This window comes from Klebsiella sp. 10982 (assembly GCF_048589245.1).
GTDB lineage: Bacteria > Pseudomonadota > Gammaproteobacteria > Enterobacterales > Enterobacteriaceae > Klebsiella > Klebsiella quasivariicola.
Map to the genome: position 1 here is coordinate 59,340 of NZ_JBMAXV010000015.1, position 17,260 is coordinate 76,599.

Sequence of the window (17,260 nt, forward strand, 5' to 3'; positions counted from 1 at the left end):
AATGGCGGCTATTGTAGTCAGAACCGGGCGCGGACGAAAACCTTTTCCGCCCTGGTGAAACAACGAATTTTCACTTTTCAGCAAAGTATTGAAGGAAAAGATATTTCCCTCAATTCACGCCGCGGAGTACGGTGGTCACGTATTCCGGATTTTCCTCGTCACGTTGTGAGTGGTTATCATCAGTCATCTTGTCTGGCCGCGGGCTCGCCCGCGGTTTTTTCTTTTGGATAATGGATAAGTGAATGGAAATGCGCCACCTGAACGTCGCGGTTGCGATACGCATGGGCCGCATCGCCGGCGAAGCGCCGTCCCTCTCCTGCCTGCAGTGAATGCCACTCCCCCTGTACACAGAGATCCAGAGTGCCGCTAATCACCACTACATGTTCAATCACCCCTTTTTCATGCGGCGTCGATTCGCTCAGCGCCCCGGGGGCGAGCGTTATTGAGAAATGGTCAAAGCGCAGCTCCGGGTCCCATGGAAAAACCGGGGTCACCACCATCGCCTGCTGCTGCGGATCAAACGCGGCGGGCGCAGCGCTGGCGTCAGGCACGATAAACGCCGAAAACGGCACGTTCAGCCCGGTGGCAATCTTCCACAGCGTTGCCACCGTCGGGCTCGATTCATTACGCTCAATCTGCCCGAGCATGGCTTTCGACACGCCAGTCTCTTCCGCCAGACGGGACAGACTCCAGCCGCGCTGCTGGCGCAGGGTTTTAAGCGTTGCCGCCAGATGTTGCGCAATATTCATTCTACCTCCTGATTAAGCTGACCAAAGTATACCCGCATTGGCCTGATTCTTCAGGGTATTTAGCGGCGTCACCGGCCGTTGCGGCCATCATTACTTGCCGGATATCCGGAGAATCTCTCTGCTTGTGCGCTATAGCGCACAATGCTAGAGTAACTGGACGTTATAACGCACAAGGGATTACTATGCGCCCCTTTACTGTTCCGCTTCCTACCCTGTTTGCCGGCTTCGTCGCCGTGCTGGTGGGTTACGCCAGCTCCGCTGCCATCATCTGGCAGGCCGCCGCCGCGGCCGGCGCTACGCCCGGACAAATCGCCGGCTGGATGACGGCGCTGGGTCTCGCTATGGGGATCAGCACCCTCGTCCTGACCGGCTGGCGTAAAGTTCCGGTGCTCACCGCCTGGTCAACGCCGGGCGCAGCGCTGCTGGTCAGCGGCCTGCAGGGCGTTACCCTTGCTGAAGCCGTCGGGGTGTTTATCTTCGCTAACGCGCTGATCGTCCTCTGCGGCGTGACTGGCCTGTTTGCCCGGCTGATGAAGGTCATTCCCCATTCGCTTGCCGCGGCGATGCTGGCCGGCATTCTGCTGCGGTTTGGTTTGCAGGCCTTCGCCGGCTTGCAGGATCATCTGCTGCTGTGCGGCGGCATGCTCGCCGCCTGGCTTCTCTGTAAAGCACTATGGCCCCGCTTCGCGGTGGTGGCCGCGCTGGTCGTCGGGGCGCTGATCGCGGCGGCATCCGGGGACGTCGCCAGCGCCGCCGTGCCGCTGACGTGGGTGGCACCGGAATGGATCGCCCCGCAGTTTACGCCATCGCTGCTGCTCAGCGTCGGCCTACCGTTTTTCCTCGTCACCATGGCCTCACAGAACGCTCCCGGGTTCGCCACCCTGCAGGCAGCGGGCTACACCGTGCCGGTGTCGACGCTGATCGTCGCCTGCGGCGGGCTGGCATTATTGCTGGCCCCTTTCGGGGTCTATTCCATCTGTATCGCGGCCATCACTGCCGCCATTTGCCAGAGCCCGGAAGCGCACCCGGATCCAAACCAGCGCTGGCTGGCGGCAATGGCGGCGGGCGTTTTTTATCTGCTGGCCGGGCTTTTCGGCGGGTCGATCACTGCCCTGATGTCAGCCCTGCCGACGGCGTGGATCCAGATGCTGGCGGGACTGGCGCTGCTCGGCACCATCGGCGGCAGCCTGTTTCAGGCGGTGCATCAGGCCAGTGAACGCGACGCGGCGGTGCTGACCTTTCTGGTAACCGCCAGCGGCGTGTCGCTGGCGGGAATTGGCTCGGCCTTCTGGGGCGTGGTGCTGGGAGGGGTGAGCTACGGCGTGTTATCCGCGCTGCGCCGCTCGTAGCTGGGAGGGCGTCAGGCCGGTGGCGGCTTTGACCCGGTGGCTGAAATGGCTGGCGGAGCTGAACCCGCACGCGAACGCAATCTCGGTTAACGGCAGCGTGCTATGGCAGATCAGGTGTTGCGCCTTCGCCATTCGCTGCTGCATCACGTACTGATGCGGGGCCATATTCAGCGACTGACGGAACATTCGCGCAAAATGAAACTCACTCAGTCCCGCCTGCTGCGCCAGGTCGGCCAGGGTCAACGGCTGATCGAGATGGGCGTCGATCCAGGCCAGCACGTGACGCTTTACGCCCGGCGCCAGCCCCCCGGTGACCGACGGCAGACGCCACTGTACGGTGGAATAGCGCTGAATCAAATGGGTAAGCAGTAAGCTGCTGGCGGCGCTGAGGATCAGCTGGTTCGCCGGCTGACGCCAGTCGTTAGCCAGCAAAAACTGACGATATACCGCGGTGATTTTATCATCGCTGGCGAAGGTCTTTTCCTGCAGGGTGAAGGTCGCCGGGCTGCGGTCCCACACTTCCTCGCCGACGCGACGCAGGTGCTCATCGGTACAGTAGAGATGCACAAACGACAGATCGCCGCGGATATCCCAGACGCTCTCATCGCCTTTCGGCATCAGACAAAAACGGTCCGGGCCGCCGCCATTTTTCCAGCCGTGCGGGGTTTTTTGATAGCTTTCGTAGCCATCGGCCACGTACAGACTCAACGTATGATGATCGCTGCGGACCGTTATGGTATCACAATGGTTATACCAGGCGGCCAGTTGAATACCGGAATTCAGCTCCACGGTTCCCTTCAGCACCGCGTTCTGTCGCCGTAATGTTTCAAACGTCCCGTAACTCATCGCCTTCACGCATTTATCTGTAAAAAACCTAGTCTAGGGAGACTGTGGCGCGGTTTCCAGTCTTCCGCATACCTTTATGACAAATAAGCGCAAGAATTTGCAAGCCGACAACAAACTGGTGAAAGCCGCGGATGGCGACAGGCAGCATACTGCTTCCTTCAACAAGGCTAAGGAGAACCAGGGTGAACGCATTACTCTATGCACTCGTTGTCGTCATCTGGGGTACAACGTGGATTGCGATTTTTTTACAGCAGGGACCGGTGGCTGCGCCGGTATCGATTTTCTGGCGTTTCGCTGTTGCCAGCGTGACAATGCTGACGATTCTGCTCGTCACACGACGCCTGCGGCCGCTGCGCGCCAAAGACCATCTCTGCTGCCTGCTGCAGGGCTGCTGCGTCTTCTGCTTTAATTTCTGGTGCTTTTATACCGCCGCCGCCTGGATTAACACCGGGCTGGAATCGGTGATCTTTTCGATGGCGGTGTTGTTTAACGCCATCAACAGCTTTCTCTTTTTCCGCCAGCAGCCGCCGGGGCGCTTCTGGGCCGCCGCCGCGCTGGGTCTGGCCGGTATCGTCACCCTTTTCTGGGATGACCTGCTGGCTAACGGGCTGAACGCCTCGCTGCTGTGGGGGATCGGCCTGAGCGCGCTGGGCACCTACGGCTTTTCGCTGGGCAATATGTTCAGTATTCGCCACCAGCGCCGCGGCCTGGAAACCCTGACCACCAACAGCTGGGCAATGCTGTACGGCACGCTGGTGATGGGGGCGATCGCTCTGCTGCGCGGCGATAACTTTATGCCGCAATGGACCGTCAGCTACCTTGGCGCCCTGCTTTATCTGGCGCTGTTCGGCTCGGTGATCGCCTTCGGGGCCTATTTCACTCTGGTGGGGCGCATTGGCGCCAGTAAAGCCGCCTATAGCACGCTGCTGTTTCCACTGGTCGCACTGTCTATTTCCACTGTCTACGAGGGATACGTCTGGCACAGCAATGCCGTGATCGGACTGGCGCTGATCCTGCTGGGTAACCTGGTGATGTTTGCCAGACCGGAACAGCTATTGCTACGACGGAAGCTGGCCTGAAGCGGCGGGCAGAAGAACAGCGCCGTCATCAGACGGCGCTGTGATAATTAATGCTGAGAAGGGTCGAATTTCACGGCGTCGACCGCCATATCATCGATAACCTGCTTCATGGTTTCGACGGTCAGCGGCGTGTTTTCATTGGCCAGGGTCTTTCCTTCCCCTTTACGAACAACCTTGATCACCGGCTTGTTAGTGCTGGCGTCGATCAGTTCGGCTTCAAAATAGAGGTCGGTGTCCATGGTACGATGGCCGGTCGCAGCCTGAGTACCAGCAACGATCATAGCCACCGGGATCACTTCATAGAACTGCAGCCCTTCTTTGCTGGAGTCCACCCCGGTGATCGCCCCGCGGAAAATGAGGCTGCGCTTGCCAGCCGTGGTGGCCAGCGGTTTACGCTCGGAAATAGCCTGTTTCAGCTCTTTGTTGGTGTAATTAAGAATATCCTGCAGCGCCTTCTCCCCTACCTGGGTGGTCGGCTTCGGTACCGGATAGTAGGTCACCGGATGGTAAACAACGTTGTCGTAGTTAGCCGGATTGTAATTTGGATCGATCCAACGCAGCTCCGACTTGCCGGAAGCGGTAGTGGTTTCTTTCAGGTTGGAATAATCTTTTAAGAAGCCCGAATATTGATTCGGTTGCGCCAGTTTCGACGCACAGCCAGTCAACGCTAACATCCCCGCCAGAGCGGCGACTTTCAGTAAAACGCGAGTACGCATAGAGAGATCCCTGTAAATGCAGTTTTTTTCGGCAGACGTTATAGCAAATAGGACCTACTAGTTTTGTGACAAAAAAAGGGCTTCGTCAAGCAAGATTTATAAATATTGATGGTCTGAACATTACGTTATTAAATAATCACTTAAAAAAAGAAACGACCTGCATTATATCGCTCTTTACTGGCTGATTTTTTACTCAGCGGAGTCGTGTTTTATGGCGAAATAAGCGGCGCAGGCACCGCATGTATTTCCTGCGCCGACAAGATTGATTAGGCTGGTTTGCGCGCCAGGAGCGTAGCGAAGCGCAGTTTAATACGGTTGCCGCTGGCGTCGGTCCGATGCAGTTCTCCGACGTCTTCATTGTATTTCACCCGCTCCCAACCACGGTAGTAGTCGCGCAGCTCGTTAGGTTTAAAAGCAAACGGGAAGCCGACGGTGCAGGGATAGTCTTCGGTGTCCATCGCCGCCACAATCAGGTTATAACCGCCGGCGGCGGTGCAGCGTTGCATATTGGCGATCAGTCCCGGGATGGTAGCAGGCTCCAGGAACATCATCACCACGGTGGAGAGGATCAGGTCATACTCGCCGTCAAAGCTCAGACTGTTGAGGTCTTTCACCGCCGTATGCAGATTTTCCAGCCCCTCGGCGGCGCGAATGCTCTCCAGATTATTGATGCTCATCGGATTTTTATCCCAGGCTGTCACTGTGAAGCCGTTCGCCGCCAGATAAAGGCTATTGCGACCGTTGCCGCAGCCCAGATCCAGCGCCCGCCCCGGCGGCACCACCGTCGCGGCGTGCAGTACCTCGGAATGGGTGCGGGTCAGGCTATATTTTTCAGTAAAATAATCCGCGTCACGTATTGTCATGATCCTTCCTTCTTATTCAGGAGTGTTTCCTGGTCGACCTTTACCAACAGTTTCCCGCTGACCAACAGCAACACTGTGCGTAACAACAGCAGGCCGACAACCAGATTGCTAAAAATAAACAGCGGCATCGTCAGATAATGAAAAAAGCCGTCCGCCTTTGCGCGGCCAAGATGCAGGCCGGTGGTGGCCAGGGCGGAAATACCGAACGAGAAGCTCCAGAAGGAAGCATTGAACGGCTGGCGAAGGTACCAGGGCATCAGGCGCAGCATGAACAGCAGCTGCAGCAGACCGTAACCAAACAGCAGCTTAGCGAAGGTATCGGCCTCGCCGCCGTTGACGCTAAGCCAGGCGCTGCAGGCCACCAGCGCAGGCGCCAGCTGGATCCCCAACGAGGTGCGTAACGGCGGGGGCAGTTCACCCGCGCTGCGCAGACGCTGGAGGATTGCCGGCTCGAGGCTCAGCCAGGAGAAGACCCCGGCGCCGAGGAACACCAGTCCGGCATCGGTAAACCCCAGCGCACCACAGGCCATCGCGCTGATGAAATTGTTGGCTACCGTCGGCAGATACAACCCCGGCGTAGTGGCCTCGTGAGGATGCGTCCCCCGCCACAGTCCGGCGCTTTGCCAGGCGGCATAGGTAAGCTGCAGCGCCACGCCCGGCACAAACAGCCCCAGCGCCAGCGGCCGGCACCACGGCACCAGCCCGATCGCCACCAGCAGCGTGGTGGCCGGAAACAGGCTGACAAAGCTGCTGCTGACCGGATGACGCATCTCCTCCAGCACGCTCGCCGGAAAGCGAATCGCCCGGCAGAGAAACGCGATGCTGAGCAGCGCCCACATCGCTATCGCCAGCGTCACCAGACTTTCGCCGATGCTGCGGCTGACCGGCCAGAGGGTGCTGGCATAGCGCCAGGCGAAGCCCATGCCGATGGTGCCGAGCACCATGCCAAAATAGCCTGCCGGCAGGTTCAGCACCTGCCTGGGCCTTTGCTTATTCTTCATTTTGTTGATGATATCAATTTAATTTGAAGTTGCATTTTAAAGGAACCTTATCCCGCACGCTACGGCGATCTTTGCTATGTTTATGTTAACCAAAAGTAATGAGGATCGGCCATGCGTAAATACCGTCTCAGCGGACAGACCCGGCAGTATTGTTATCAGGAAGAGCATGGCAAACAAAGCGTCACCCTGCGCCAGATCGTGGCGCTAATTGATTTCGCTGACGTGAAAGCAGGCAGTGAAGGCGGCTGGGTGGATACGGAAAGCGCTCTCAGCCAACAGGGTCTGTGCTGGATCTACGATGCCAACAGCGTGGTTTTCGCCGGGGCAAGTATCCGCGACGATGCCCGGCTCACCGGCCCCTGCGTGGTCAGTCATGGGGCCACCATCCGGGGACAGGCCTGTATCGAGGCCTCGCACATCAGCCACGAGGCAGATATAAGTGACAACGTCACGGTTTATCATAGTCAGGTGCGCGGTTATTGTCGCCTCGCCGACGAGGCGCGGCTCCTGCCCCACTGCCAGGTGATTGCCGCCCGCGGACTCACCGCCGATCGCGACAAAATACTGCAGATTTATCAGCGAGCCACCGTCAGTGCCTCACGTATTCTTCATCAGGCTCAAATCTATGGAGACGCCTTCGTTGAGCACGCCTTTGTCGAACATCGGGCAGAGGTGTTCGACCAGGCAAGACTTGAGGGGAATGAAGAAAACGACGTCTGGGTCTGCGATAACGCCCGGATATACGGCCATGCCCGTCTGATCGCCGGTCGCGGAGAAGATGCCATTCCCACGGTGCGCTACAGTTCACAGGTGGCGGAGAATGCGGTGATTGAGGGCAACTGCCTGCTGAAGCATCGGGCAATGGTCGGCGGCGAGGCGCAACTGCGCGGCGGGCCAATTCTGCTGGATGATGAGGTGCTGATCCAGGGCCGGACAATCATCGTCGGCGATGTGATCGTTGAGCATCAGGTGACGATAAGCGACGATGTGCAGATCGTCGCACGTGAAGGCGAAGCCATTCATCTGCGCGGCCCGAAGACGCTGGTCGCGCAGGAGCAGATCACCCGAACACCGCTGTTAGGCGCGCTGTAACGCCTCATCGCGGTCAATAATGCGCGCGTAGATATTCTGATCGTCATAGCTGCCGTTCAGATATTCAGCCTGCCTCAGACAGCCTTCAAGGACAAACCCATTGCGCAATGCCACCTGGTTGCTGCGGGTATTGGCCACCCGGCATTTGATCACAAACCGGCGCACCAGCCCGCTGCGGGCGTAATGGTGGATAAAGGCCTGCAGGGCGCGGGAAAGCAGCCCCTGCCCCTGGTGCTCTTCATCGATCCAGTAACCGATATAGGCCGTTTTATTCTGCGGTTCGATCTGGTTGAACGCCAGGACGCCAACGAGACGATGGTCGAGAAACAGCAAAAACATTTTGGCGTAGTCCCGCTGATGCAGCATCACGTTACCCTGCACGTGGCGGCGGGTTTCCTCTTCACTGCGCACCTCGGCGGGCCAGCTAAGCGACTGCGTTAGCCAGCGCTGGTTTTTCACCACCAGCTGGTGTAACTCGCTAATATACTGCTCATCAATGGCGATAAGCTTCAGCGCCTCGGTCACCGGGATCGACTCAGGTGCTGTTGGGATAGATGTGGTCATGGCGCTCTCTTCTGGCCCGCAGGGGTTGCCTGCGGGGGTCAGCTGTCATGGGTTATTTCATGATCCGGTCGTCAACGTAGTTACGTTTATCCGCTGCCGGCGGGAAATACTGATAAAGCCAGGTTTCGCTGATAGCGGCCCCCTGACAGCGCAGGAACAGACGCATCTCCACCGGGTCGGTCGAATTCGAGGTCGGATACCAGTCAAAGAGGATACGATAGCCATCGAACGGCTCGACGTAGAGGATCTCTATCTGCTTCGCTTCCCCACTGGAAAGGGTGATCACCGGTTCAATACCGCGCGGCGCGGCGGCCTTGAGATCGCCGCCGACAAAGTCGATGGCGAAGCGACGCGCCCACTTATCCGGGTAATGTTCACCCGGCGCCCATCCCTCAGGGAAGCCCCCCATCCCGGTGCGGGTGGCGAGAACGCGCGCCAGCGGCGTGCTCACCGGCGGTTGCGCGCTCCAGTATAGGCGATAGCGGAAGTCCAGCTCGTCGCCGGCTTTCACCGTCTTTTCTGGTTGCCAGAAGCAGACGATGTTATCCAGTGTCTCGCCGGTGGTCGGGATCTCCATCAGACTGACCGCCCCTTTGCCCCACTGATTACGCGGCTCAACCCACAGGCTGGGACGCTTGTTATACCAGCCCATCACGTCCTGATAGTGGGAAAAATCGCGGTCCAGCTGCAGCAGACCGAAGCCGCGCGGGTTCTTGTCCTGGAAAGCATTGAACTGTAGCTTCTGCGGGTTATTCAGCGGTCGACAAACCCACTCGCCGTTGCCCAGCCACATCGACAGCCGATCGGAGTCGTGGATCTGCGGGTGAATGGTATCGCACATCCGGCGCTCGTTGTTGCCGCAGCTGAACATACTGGTCATCGGGGCGATACCCAGCTGTTTGATGTCCTTGCGGGCGTAGAGGTGGTTCTCTACGTCCATAATGACCTGCGTATCCTGGCAGTGGATAGTGAATTTATAGGCACCGGTGATGCTCGGGCTGTCCAGCAGCGCGTAAACGGTAAACACCGTGGCATCCCCTTTGACCGTTTCGAACCAGAAGGAGGTGAAGTCGGGGAACTCTTCCGGGGTATCGGTAAAGGTATCTACTGCCAGACCACGGGCCGACAGGCCATATTGATAGGTGCTGTCTACGGCGCGGAAGTAGCTGGCGCCGAGGAACGCCACGATATCACGGCGTGCCAGTTCGGGCGCTTTAAACACCCGGAACCCGGCGAAGCCGAGGTCTGACTGGCCCTCCAGCTGGCGGGTGTCAACGCCAGCGTCGTTGTACTTAAACAGCTCCGGGCGGAAGTGGATTTCGCGCGCCTGTTGGGTATTAGCGTCTAAAGAGAACATCCGCACGCGGCGACGGAACCCCATCCCGACGTGGAAAAACTGGATGTCCAGTTTGCGTTCTTCAATGTTGTTCCACAGCGAGTGGTTGGCGTCGTACTGGATGCTGTTGTAGGCCTGCGGAGTGAGGTTGGCCAGCGTCGGTGGCAGATCGCGCGGGGCGCCGCCCCACGGTTGACGCGCCAGGTCGTGGGCCATGGCCTGCAGCACGGTGTAATCGAAACGACGCGTTTGCCCGTCGGCAATGCCCGCGTCCCCGGCAAAAGCGGCCTGGCTGAATAAGGAAGCGACTCCTGACGTTCCGCATACGGCGGCAACAGCCATGGAAGATTTAAGAAAACGTCTGCGGTTCATGCCTGAGAAAGCGTCCTTCTACACGGGTGAATTGATACGCAACGCCACATCACGTTGCGTGATAAATTCCGCCCACTCTAGACAAAAACGATTAATAATCCAATTGTTGGCCGCAGAAAAAAGGGTAAAAAAGCCCTGTCCAGCGGAACTGCCTGTATTTTTACTTTTGCCAGCGAGTCTGCACGAGCTGCAGACTCGCCCCCTGCGGCTTGCCGCGCTGAATTATTGACCGGATAGCTATTCTCTGTCGCTGAATATTTATTACATTTATACCTCCCCACCATGCGCTATTTTTAGGCACGATTCGCGTAAATTTCCGCCACGCCTGGTGCTAAGTTTTGATGGATAACCGCGCAATATCTTTATGTTAGCGGCCAACACGGGAGCGCCGTCCGGGCTATCCCTTCACGCTCTCCAGGGAATTCATTCAGGAGTCATGCTATGCAAGTAAAAGCAGCCGTCACGCTGGGCTATCAGCAGCCTTTCGTCATTAAAGACATCGAGGTCGCCCGGCCGGGCAAGGATGAGATATTGGTCAAAATCGCCGCCACCGGCGTGTGTCACACCGACGCGGTGATGCGCGACAACCCCGGGGTGGTGCCCATGCCGGCGATCCTCGGTCATGAAGGAGCCGGGGTGGTAGCCAGCGTCGGAGAAGCGGTCACCGGAATTAAGGCAGGCGATCATGTGGTGCTCAGCTACGCCGCCTGTCACCATTGCGAAAACTGTTTAAGCAACCATCCTTCCGCCTGCGAAGAGTTTAATCCACTTAACTTTGGCGGTCGCCGTGAGGATGGCACCACCCCTTATCGCCTGGGAGACCAGGATCTGTCCCTGTTTTTTGGCCAGTCATCGTTCAGCCAGTATGTGGTCACCCGCGCAACCAATGCCATCGTGGTCGACCCGGAGGTTGATCTTACGCTACTCGGCCCGCTGGGCTGCGGCATCCAGACCGGCAGCGGGACGGTGCTTAACCGCCTGAAACCGGTCGTGGGGGAATCACTGGTGGTGTTTGGCTGCGGCGCGGTGGGGCTCAGCGCGATCATGGCGGCGAAATTAACCGGCTGCTCGCAGATTATCGCGGTGGATATCCATGACAATCGCCTCGCCCTGGCCGCTGAACTGGGCGCCACGCATCAGATCAACGGCACAGCACAAGATGCCGTTGCCCGCATCAAAGCGATCACCGGTAAAGGGGCGCACTACGCGGTGGAAACCACCGGCGTGTCGGCTATCGTGCTGCAGGCCGTGCACGCGGTAAAACCGTTAGGCACGGTGGCGATAGTGGGCTTTACCGGCGATATCACCTTTAACGTGCAGAACGACCTGATGGCGGAAGGCAAATCGCTGGTCGGGGTGATTGAAGGCGATGCCGTTCCGGCCCTGTTCATTCCACTGCTGGTTCAGCTTTATAAGCAGGGCAAATTCCCGGTTGATAAGCTCATCCAGCGCTATCCGCTGGCCGAGATCAACCAGGCGTTTGCCGATTCAGCTTCCGGCAAGGTGATCAAGCCGGTAGTGGTCATGTGACATGACGCCGTCACCATCCGGTGGCGGCGGTCACTCCCTTCGCCATGGCGACATTTAGTCCAGCGTCACATGGTGCTTCATCACCCGACGAAACAGCGCCAGCCGCGCGCGCATAAAGCGATTCTCCACTTTAAACCCGGCACGTTTATGCAACCCAATGCGCAACAGACGGTCCCGTCCGCGCAGGCAGGCCGGCCAGCGCACCGCGCCGGCAAGCGCCTGTTCGCCGCTGGCGACGCGGGCAAACTGGACCCAGTAGTCAGCGACCTGGGCGGCAAAGGCCAGATCCGCTGCGCTGGCGTACTGCCGGACGGGTTCTGTCAGCTGCAGGTTATCAAACACATAGGGCACTTCGTTGCCATGCCAGGCGCCGTGTGGATAGGTGTCATGCTCCGCTTGCGCGACATAATCAAACCAGTAACGCCAGCACGGCTGGCCGACGCGCTGCTGGGCCTGCATCACCACATAGCCGAGAGTAGTAAACGCCATATCCCGGCAGACTTCCCGTCCCAGCGCTTCATCACCCTTCACGCCGGGATAGAGGAGTTTGATAAGCCCCAATCCCAGACGGCGCTCGCGGCGCAGCTTCTGGATCTGCCCGGCGATATCGACGCCAAACACCGCCATCACGCTGGCTTCATCGCTGTTGGAGCCGATCATCACCGGCATCGGGTGCTGGCGCCCGGCGAAAAAAGTCTCCAGCATCGGCTGCGGGAGGACTATGTCCCCGGCAATGGGGGCCGGGCCCGTATTGAGCGGCGCGGTGAGCGACCAGAACGCCTCCGCCGGGATCGCGCGCAGCTGGTCTGCGCTGGCATTAGGCAAGGCGAAATGTTCCGCCAGCAGGCGGCCTTTCTCCAGCGCCCTCTCCCGCGGCAGGTCGGGTAACGTATACCCGCTCTGGATAATCGCCTTATGGAACAATCCTTTGGCTTTGGGCGAAGCCATCAGCGACAGTACGCTGCGCGCCCCGGCGGATTCGCCAAACAGCGTGACATTAGCGGCATCCCCGCCGAAGGCGTGGATATTCTCCTGGACCCACTGTAGGGCGGCAATCTGGTCGAGTAGCGCGAAATTGTACAGGCGTTCGCCTGCCTCTTCCTCCAGCGCCGGATGAGCAAAAAAGCCGAGATGTCCCAGACGATAGTTGACCGTCACCACCACCACGTCACGGCTGGCAAGCGCTTTGCCATCGTAAGGCGGCAGGCTGCCGGCGCCGATGGTAAACCCGCCGCCGTGCAGCCAGACCATCACCGGCAGCGGCTGCGCGGCGCTGGCGGGGGCCCAGACGTTGAGATATAAGCAGTCTTCACTGAAACGGCCGGGATCGCCGCCGCCGAGTTCACGGCAGTAGTCAATGTCCTGCCAGCTGGCGGCGGAAAAGGCGTCGGCCTGGCGGACGCCCTGCCAGCGCGCAGGGGGCTGTGGCGCACGCCAGCGCAGCGGGCCGACGGGCGGCGCAGCGTACGGAATACCGCGCCAGATATAAATCCCCTGCTCTTCGCACCCGGCCAGACTTCCCTGCCGGGTTTTCGCCAACGGTTTCGACGGATGTTGCATAACCTGCTCCCTGTAAGGCTGATGCCAGCAGGGTACTGATTTTACAGCAGACCGCAACGTCGTTTGCTGCGCTCCTCCGCCTGCCGGTACAGTTCAAACTCATCCTGCACCGGGCAGCCCAGCGCCGCCTCAAAGACCTCGCGACTGGCATTCCCGTGGCTGCGCGCCTGAATTTCATTGCCCAGATTAGACTGAAAAATACCCGCCGCGCTGACCGGTAAAAAGTCTTCATAAATAATCGGCTGGGCGACCACCCACCCGCGCTCAATCAGCGGCTGCGGATCGTCCCCCGGGCGAAATGCCTGGCGATGCGCCTCACCGGCGGGGGTCAGGCGGTAACGAAACCAGGCCAGCCCCTGCTGACGCAGCAGAAATTCACTGTCGGGAAATTCACGAAACACCTCCTGCAGATGCAGCTGGTGGCTGAGATTGTCTTTGCCGGTCCCTGCCGCCTGCAGCAGTCGGTCATACAGCGCGCGTCCTTTTGGCGTCAGCGCCACGCCGCGCTGCTCAATTTCGCCAAAGCGAGCGCTGTGGGTACCTTTATGTTCGCCGGCGAACATTACCGGCTCCTCAAGCGCCTTAAAGCTGGTCTGCCGCAGGAGGATCGGAACCTCCCGGCGCGGTGGCCCTTCAATCAGCGCTTTGGGCTCAATGCCGCACTCTGGCATCAGGGCCTGGGCGCGGTCAATATCCAGCGTCCGCGGCGTCAGGTGGTTGATATGGCATCCCGGAAAGCAGACCACATCGGCTATCAGGCGGTGCTCGCGATGCAGAGCGTGGTACGTTTCCTCATCGACGGTGGCATGCCGGTGCCAGCGAAAGGTCTCCAGCGCCTCCTGCACAAACTCGCGCGCGTCGGCAGAGGTGAATTCGCCCTCAGCTTCATACTGCGCAATCAGCGCCAGACAGCGGGGAGTGAAGATGTTGCGCCGGGCGAGGATCGCCGTGGCCCGCTCGCGCAGAGCACGATTTTCAATCAGCTCCAGGCGCAGCAGCGAGGTGAAAACCCGAAACGGATTGCGCGACAGCGCGGCATCGTCGATAGGACGAAACGCCGTGGAGTGCACCGGCACCCCCGCCTGCGAAAGATCGTAATAACTCACGGGATACATCCCCATGATGGCAAACATGCGACGCAGCGTCGCCAGTTCCTCCGCCGTGCCCACGCGGATCGCGCCGTGGCGCTCCACGTTCAGGCGCGCCAGCTCGTCGGCATTGGCCAGTTGTTCATGCAGCTGTGGATTATTTTCCAGTACCGCCAGGTTGACGTCAGCCACCAGCTCCAGCAGCGCCCCGTACTGCGGAACTTCCTGCTGGTACATGGCCGACATGGCCTGCGAAAAGTGCTCCCGAATCTCATCAGCCGTGATGGTGTTCGCCATGATGTGTTACCTCCAGTGAATACTTCCTGGAGTGTAGGAAAGCTGCCTCCCGGCGGGGGGAAGAATTTACAAACTGTGATGGCGATAACCTGCTTCACTCCAGTGACGCGGCGCGGGGCATAACCCACAGTTATGAAAAACACCCTGTAATTTCACTTTAAATTAACAATGCATTTACACACACTGATTCTGGCGACATTACAACAACATGCCCCTCTACCGTCTATACGGAGTACCCGATGAACGACAAATGGTCACCACGCGAGGTTATCCATCGCGACTACAGTAGTCACCCGCCCGCTTACGCGCCGGGCTATAAAACCAGCGTCCTGCGCTCCCCGAAAAACGCCCTGATCTCCCTGCAGAATTCATTGTCAGAGATCACCGGGCCGGTTTTCAGCCACGACGATCTGGGCCCTCTGGATAACGATCTTATCCTCAACTACGCCAAAGAAGGCCTGCCGATTGGCGAGCGAATCATCGTCCACGGCTATGTCCGCGACGGCTTTGGCCGGCCGATGAAAAATACCCTGGTGGAAGTCTGGCAGGCCAATGCCGGCGGCCGTTACCGACATAAAAAAGATCAGTATCTGGCCCCGATTGACCCAAACTTCGGCGGCTGTGGCCGGGTGCTCACCGATGACAACGGCTATTACTGTTTTCGCACCATCAAGCCCGGCCCTTATCCCTGGCGCAACCAGGCCAGCGACTGGCGTCCGGCGCATATTCATTTCTCGCTCTCAGGCGACGCCTGGGCGCAGCGCCTGATCACCCAGATGTACTTCGAAGGCGATCCGCTGATTAAACAGTGCCCGATCGTCCGAACCATTAATAATGACGACGCCGTGCGCACGCTGATCGCCGAGCTGGATATGCACGCTGCCGTGCCGCTGGATTGTCTGGCCTACCGCTTCGACCTTGTTCTGCGCGGCCATCGCGCCACGCTGTTTGAAAATCGCACTCAGGGGGCCGCCCGATGAAAGAGTATCTGCCTGAAACCGCCTCGCAGACGGCGGGACCTTATGTTCATATCGGTCTGGCGCCGGACGCCGCGGGTTTTCATATTTTTGAGAAAAACTTTGGTCCGGTCCTCACCACCGCCGATACAGCCGGGGAGCGAATTACCATTGAAGGCCGGGTTATCGACGGTTCCGGAACGCCGGTCCGCGACGTGCTGCTGGAGATCTGGCAGGCCAACGCCGCGGGTCGCTATAACCATCCTGACGACCGTCAGCAGCAGAAAGCCGTCGACCCGGCCTTCCGCGGCTGGGGACGTACCTGTTCTGATTTCACCTCCGGCGTCTGGCGTTTTGAAACCATTAAGCCTGGCCCGGTGGTTGGCCGCGACGGCCGCCTGATGGCGCCGCACGTCAACCTGTGGGTCGTCGCGCGGGGGATCAACATCGGCCTGAACACGCGGATGTATTTTGCCGATGAACACGAGGCCAATGCCAGCGACCCGGTGCTCAATCTCATCGAGTGGGAGGTGAGACGCAAAACGTTGATCGCCGAGCGTGAAGTTCGCGGTGCAGAAGTGGTCTATCGCTTCGACATTTATCTGCAGGGCGAAAACGAAACCGTCTTTTTCGATATTTAGCGTCGCGCTGACCCCCCTTCGCCCCGTCTCTGTGGGGCGAAGGCGTTTTTAAATCACCGGGAAAGATCTTGTAATATAACCAGGTCAAATGTTAATAATATTTTGCTATCTGGTTATCAAATTTAAACAAGGCCGCTTGTCTCTTTCACCGCTGTGTTTTTAACATCATCTTACTATGGAAAAAAATGGTCTCTTCAGTCAGCGCATTCGCTTGCGCCATCTACACACCTTCGTGGCCGTCGCTCAACAGGGAACGCTGGGGCGCGCGGCTGAAACATTAAATCTGAGCCAGCCAGCACTCTCGAAAACGCTTAACGAGCTAGAACAGTTGACCGGTACCCGGCTGTTTGAGCGAGGCCGTCTGGGAGCACAGCTGACCCTGGTCGGTGAACAGTTTCTGACGCATGCCGTTAAGGTGCTTGATGCCCTTAACTCCGCCGGCCAGGCGCTGAACCGCAAAGAGGGTATGAATAACGACGTCGTGCGCATCGGCGCGCTGCCCACCGCCGCGCTGGGGATCCTGCCTACGGTGATCGGCCAGTTCCATAAGCAGCAAAAAGATATCACGCTGCAGGTCGCCACCATGAACAACACTATGCTGCTTGCCGGGTTAAAATCCGGGGAGATTGATATCGGCATTGGACGCATGTCCGATCCTGAATTGATGAGCGGGCTGCATTACGAGCTGCTGTTCCTTGAATCCCTGAAGCTGGTGGTTCGTCCGGGACACCCCCTGCTTCAGGAGACGGTGACCCTTAGCCGGGTCATGGACTGGCCAGTGGTGGTCTCACCGAAGGGCACTGTACCGCGGCAAAATGCTGAGGCACTCCTGCAGAGTCAGGGCTGTAAAATGCCCGCCGGCTGCATTGAGACCCTCTCGGCCTCCCTGTCGCGGCAGCTGACGGTCGATTTCGACTATGTGTGGTTCGTGCCTTCCGGGGCGGTGAAAGACGATCTTCGTCGTGGCGTGCTGACCGCCCTGCCGATCGCCACCCAGGGCGCCGGGGAGCCCATCGGCATTCTGACCCGCGTCGATGCGACACTGACCCCGGGGACACAAACGCTGCTTAGCGCCATCCGCAAATCCATGCCTGCCTGATCCTCTTTCTCCCCGGCCTGCGCTGGTCGGGGACTCACCTTTCTGCCTCTCCCCCGTCCGCGCGCCTTGAACACATTCAGCAAAATAATCATTTAGTGCGAAATTATTTATTAACAATTGCG

The 17,260-nt window shown here is 58.8% G+C and carries 16 protein-coding genes and 1 pseudogene; 8 read left to right on the plus strand and 9 right to left on the minus strand.

Annotated elements, in window-relative coordinates; all coding sequences use genetic code 11:
* Window position 1 precedes the first annotated feature (1 nt).
* Window positions 2–169 (plus strand): annotated as a pseudogene (locus tag ACKLKD_RS13675) (hypothetical protein).
* 10 nt (window positions 170–179) lie between these two features.
* Here ACKLKD_RS13675 and ACKLKD_RS13680 read toward each other — a convergent pair.
* Window positions 180–749, minus strand: coding sequence for a helix-turn-helix domain-containing protein (locus ACKLKD_RS13680; protein ID WP_025710794.1), 570 nt, complete (start codon window positions 747–749; stop codon window positions 180–182).
* A gap of 182 nt (window positions 750–931) precedes the next feature.
* Between ACKLKD_RS13680 and ACKLKD_RS13685 the strand changes: the two genes are divergently transcribed.
* Entirely contained in the window at window positions 932–2,098 is a 1,167-nt protein-coding gene (locus ACKLKD_RS13685; protein ID WP_080896779.1) for a benzoate/H(+) symporter BenE family transporter, read from the plus strand.
* Here the strand turns inward: ACKLKD_RS13685 and ACKLKD_RS13690 are convergent.
* Window positions 2,075–2,944, minus strand: coding sequence for an AraC family transcriptional regulator (locus ACKLKD_RS13690; protein ID WP_025710796.1), 870 nt, complete (start codon window positions 2,942–2,944; stop codon window positions 2,075–2,077). The two genes, ACKLKD_RS13685 and ACKLKD_RS13690, sit on opposite strands and share 24 nt — an antisense overlap.
* A 182-nt stretch (window positions 2,945–3,126) precedes the next feature.
* Between ACKLKD_RS13690 and ACKLKD_RS13695 the strand changes: the two genes are divergently transcribed.
* Window positions 3,127–4,023 carry a DMT family transporter gene (locus ACKLKD_RS13695; RefSeq protein ID WP_025710797.1) on the plus strand — a complete coding sequence of 299 codons (897 nt, stop codon included), beginning with the start codon at window positions 3,127–3,129 and terminating at the stop codon, window positions 4,021–4,023.
* Between the two features lie 47 nt (window positions 4,024–4,070).
* Here the strand turns inward: ACKLKD_RS13695 and ACKLKD_RS13700 are convergent, their stop codons facing one another.
* The 3 genes from ACKLKD_RS13700 to tehA form a co-directional block, all read right to left on the minus strand.
* Window positions 4,071–4,739 (minus strand): DUF3313 domain-containing protein, encoded by a 669-nt coding sequence (locus ACKLKD_RS13700; RefSeq protein WP_025710798.1) that lies wholly within the window; start codon window positions 4,737–4,739, stop codon window positions 4,071–4,073.
* A gap of 266 nt (window positions 4,740–5,005) precedes the next feature.
* Window positions 5,006–5,602 carry a tellurite resistance methyltransferase TehB gene (tehB, locus tag ACKLKD_RS13705; protein WP_025710799.1) on the minus strand — a complete coding sequence of 199 codons (597 nt, stop codon included), beginning with the start codon at window positions 5,600–5,602 and terminating at the stop codon, window positions 5,006–5,008.
* Window positions 5,599–6,603, minus strand: coding sequence for a dicarboxylate transporter/tellurite-resistance protein TehA (gene tehA, locus ACKLKD_RS13710; protein ID WP_087804951.1), 1,005 nt, complete (start codon window positions 6,601–6,603; stop codon window positions 5,599–5,601). The genes tehB and tehA overlap by 4 nt, the downstream gene beginning before the upstream one ends.
* 111 nt (window positions 6,604–6,714) lie before the next feature.
* On the opposite strand from tehA, the gene ydcK reads away from it, so the two are divergent.
* Complete coding sequence (gene ydcK / locus ACKLKD_RS13715) at window positions 6,715–7,695, plus strand: YdcK family protein (RefSeq protein ID WP_080896777.1); 981 nt, start codon at window positions 6,715–6,717, stop codon at window positions 7,693–7,695.
* Here the strand turns inward: ydcK and rimL are convergent.
* Window positions 7,681–8,259 (minus strand): 50S ribosomal protein L7/L12-serine acetyltransferase, encoded by a 579-nt coding sequence (gene rimL, locus ACKLKD_RS13720; protein ID WP_025710802.1) that lies wholly within the window; start codon window positions 8,257–8,259, stop codon window positions 7,681–7,683. The two genes, ydcK and rimL, sit on opposite strands and share 15 nt — an antisense overlap.
* Before the next feature lie 52 nt (window positions 8,260–8,311).
* On the minus strand, window positions 8,312–9,967 hold the full coding sequence (locus tag ACKLKD_RS13725) for a glucan biosynthesis protein D (RefSeq protein ID WP_080896776.1): 1,656 nt from the start codon (window positions 9,965–9,967) through the stop codon (window positions 8,312–8,314).
* A 441-nt stretch (window positions 9,968–10,408) separates the two neighbouring features.
* Here ACKLKD_RS13725 and ACKLKD_RS13730 point away from each other — a divergent pair, with 441 nt between their 5' ends.
* Window positions 10,409–11,497, plus strand: a complete 1,089-nt coding sequence (locus ACKLKD_RS13730) for an NAD(P)-dependent alcohol dehydrogenase (protein WP_080896775.1) — start codon at window positions 10,409–10,411, stop codon at window positions 11,495–11,497.
* A gap of 54 nt (window positions 11,498–11,551) precedes the next feature.
* On the opposite strand, the gene ACKLKD_RS13735 is transcribed toward ACKLKD_RS13730, so the two are convergent.
* Together ACKLKD_RS13735 and ACKLKD_RS13740 are read right to left on the minus strand one after the other, a co-directional pair.
* On the minus strand, window positions 11,552–13,057 hold the full coding sequence (locus ACKLKD_RS13735) for a carboxylesterase/lipase family protein (protein WP_080896774.1): 1,506 nt from the start codon (window positions 13,055–13,057) through the stop codon (window positions 11,552–11,554).
* A 41-nt stretch (window positions 13,058–13,098) separates the two neighbouring features.
* Window positions 13,099–14,442, minus strand: a complete 1,344-nt coding sequence (locus tag ACKLKD_RS13740) for a VOC family protein (RefSeq protein WP_080896773.1) — start codon at window positions 14,440–14,442, stop codon at window positions 13,099–13,101.
* Window positions 14,443–14,681: 239 nt separating this feature from the next.
* Between ACKLKD_RS13740 and pcaH the strand changes: the two genes are divergently transcribed.
* The 3 genes from pcaH (at window position 14,682) to ACKLKD_RS13755 (ending at window position 17,138) form a co-directional block, all read left to right on the plus strand.
* The gene (pcaH, locus tag ACKLKD_RS13745; protein ID WP_025710807.1) at window positions 14,682–15,422 is read left to right on the plus strand and encodes a protocatechuate 3,4-dioxygenase subunit beta; all 741 of its coding nucleotides are present in this window, start codon (window positions 14,682–14,684) and stop codon (window positions 15,420–15,422) included.
* The gene (pcaG, locus tag ACKLKD_RS13750) at window positions 15,419–16,039 is read left to right on the plus strand and encodes a protocatechuate 3,4-dioxygenase subunit alpha (protein ID WP_025710808.1); all 621 of its coding nucleotides are present in this window, start codon (window positions 15,419–15,421) and stop codon (window positions 16,037–16,039) included. Before pcaH ends, pcaG begins: the two co-directional genes overlap by 4 nt.
* A 175-nt stretch (window positions 16,040–16,214) precedes the next feature.
* Window positions 16,215–17,138 carry a LysR substrate-binding domain-containing protein gene (locus ACKLKD_RS13755; protein WP_080896772.1) on the plus strand — a complete coding sequence of 308 codons (924 nt, stop codon included), beginning with the start codon at window positions 16,215–16,217 and terminating at the stop codon, window positions 17,136–17,138.
* The last annotated feature ends 122 nt before the right edge of the window (window positions 17,139–17,260 follow it).

Bases quoted from the DNA above. Each gene is read 5' to 3' on its own strand.
- ACKLKD_RS13680 (WP_025710794.1), bottom strand. From the start codon at position 749: ATGAATATTGCGCAACATCTGGCGGCAACGCTTAAAACCCTGCGCCAG.
- tehA (WP_087804951.1), bottom strand. From the start codon at position 6,603: ATGAAGAATAAGCAAAGGCCCAGGCAGGTGCTGAACCTGCCGGCAGGC.
- pcaG (WP_025710808.1), top strand. From the start codon at position 15,419: ATGAAAGAGTATCTGCCTGAAACCGCCTCGCAGACGGCGGGACCTTAT.
- ACKLKD_RS13700 (WP_025710798.1), bottom strand. From the start codon at position 4,739: ATGCGTACTCGCGTTTTACTGAAAGTCGCCGCTCTGGCGGGGATGTTA.
- ACKLKD_RS13690 (WP_025710796.1), bottom strand. From the start codon at position 2,944: ATGAGTTACGGGACGTTTGAAACATTACGGCGACAGAACGCGGTGCTG.
- ACKLKD_RS13755 (WP_080896772.1), top strand. From the start codon at position 16,215: ATGGAAAAAAATGGTCTCTTCAGTCAGCGCATTCGCTTGCGCCATCTA.
- ACKLKD_RS13725 (WP_080896776.1), bottom strand. From the start codon at position 9,967: ATGAACCGCAGACGTTTTCTTAAATCTTCCATGGCTGTTGCCGCCGTA.
- ACKLKD_RS13740 (WP_080896773.1), bottom strand. From the start codon at position 14,442: ATGGCGAACACCATCACGGCTGATGAGATTCGGGAGCACTTTTCGCAG.
- ACKLKD_RS13730 (WP_080896775.1), top strand. From the start codon at position 10,409: ATGCAAGTAAAAGCAGCCGTCACGCTGGGCTATCAGCAGCCTTTCGTC.
- ACKLKD_RS13735 (WP_080896774.1), bottom strand. From the start codon at position 13,057: ATGCAACATCCGTCGAAACCGTTGGCGAAAACCCGGCAGGGAAGTCTG.
- tehB (WP_025710799.1), bottom strand. From the start codon at position 5,602: ATGACAATACGTGACGCGGATTATTTTACTGAAAAATATAGCCTGACC.
- rimL (WP_025710802.1), bottom strand. From the start codon at position 8,259: ATGACCACATCTATCCCAACAGCACCTGAGTCGATCCCGGTGACCGAG.
- ydcK (WP_080896777.1), top strand. From the start codon at position 6,715: ATGCGTAAATACCGTCTCAGCGGACAGACCCGGCAGTATTGTTATCAG.
- pcaH (WP_025710807.1), top strand. From the start codon at position 14,682: ATGAACGACAAATGGTCACCACGCGAGGTTATCCATCGCGACTACAGT.
- ACKLKD_RS13685 (WP_080896779.1), top strand. From the start codon at position 932: ATGCGCCCCTTTACTGTTCCGCTTCCTACCCTGTTTGCCGGCTTCGTC.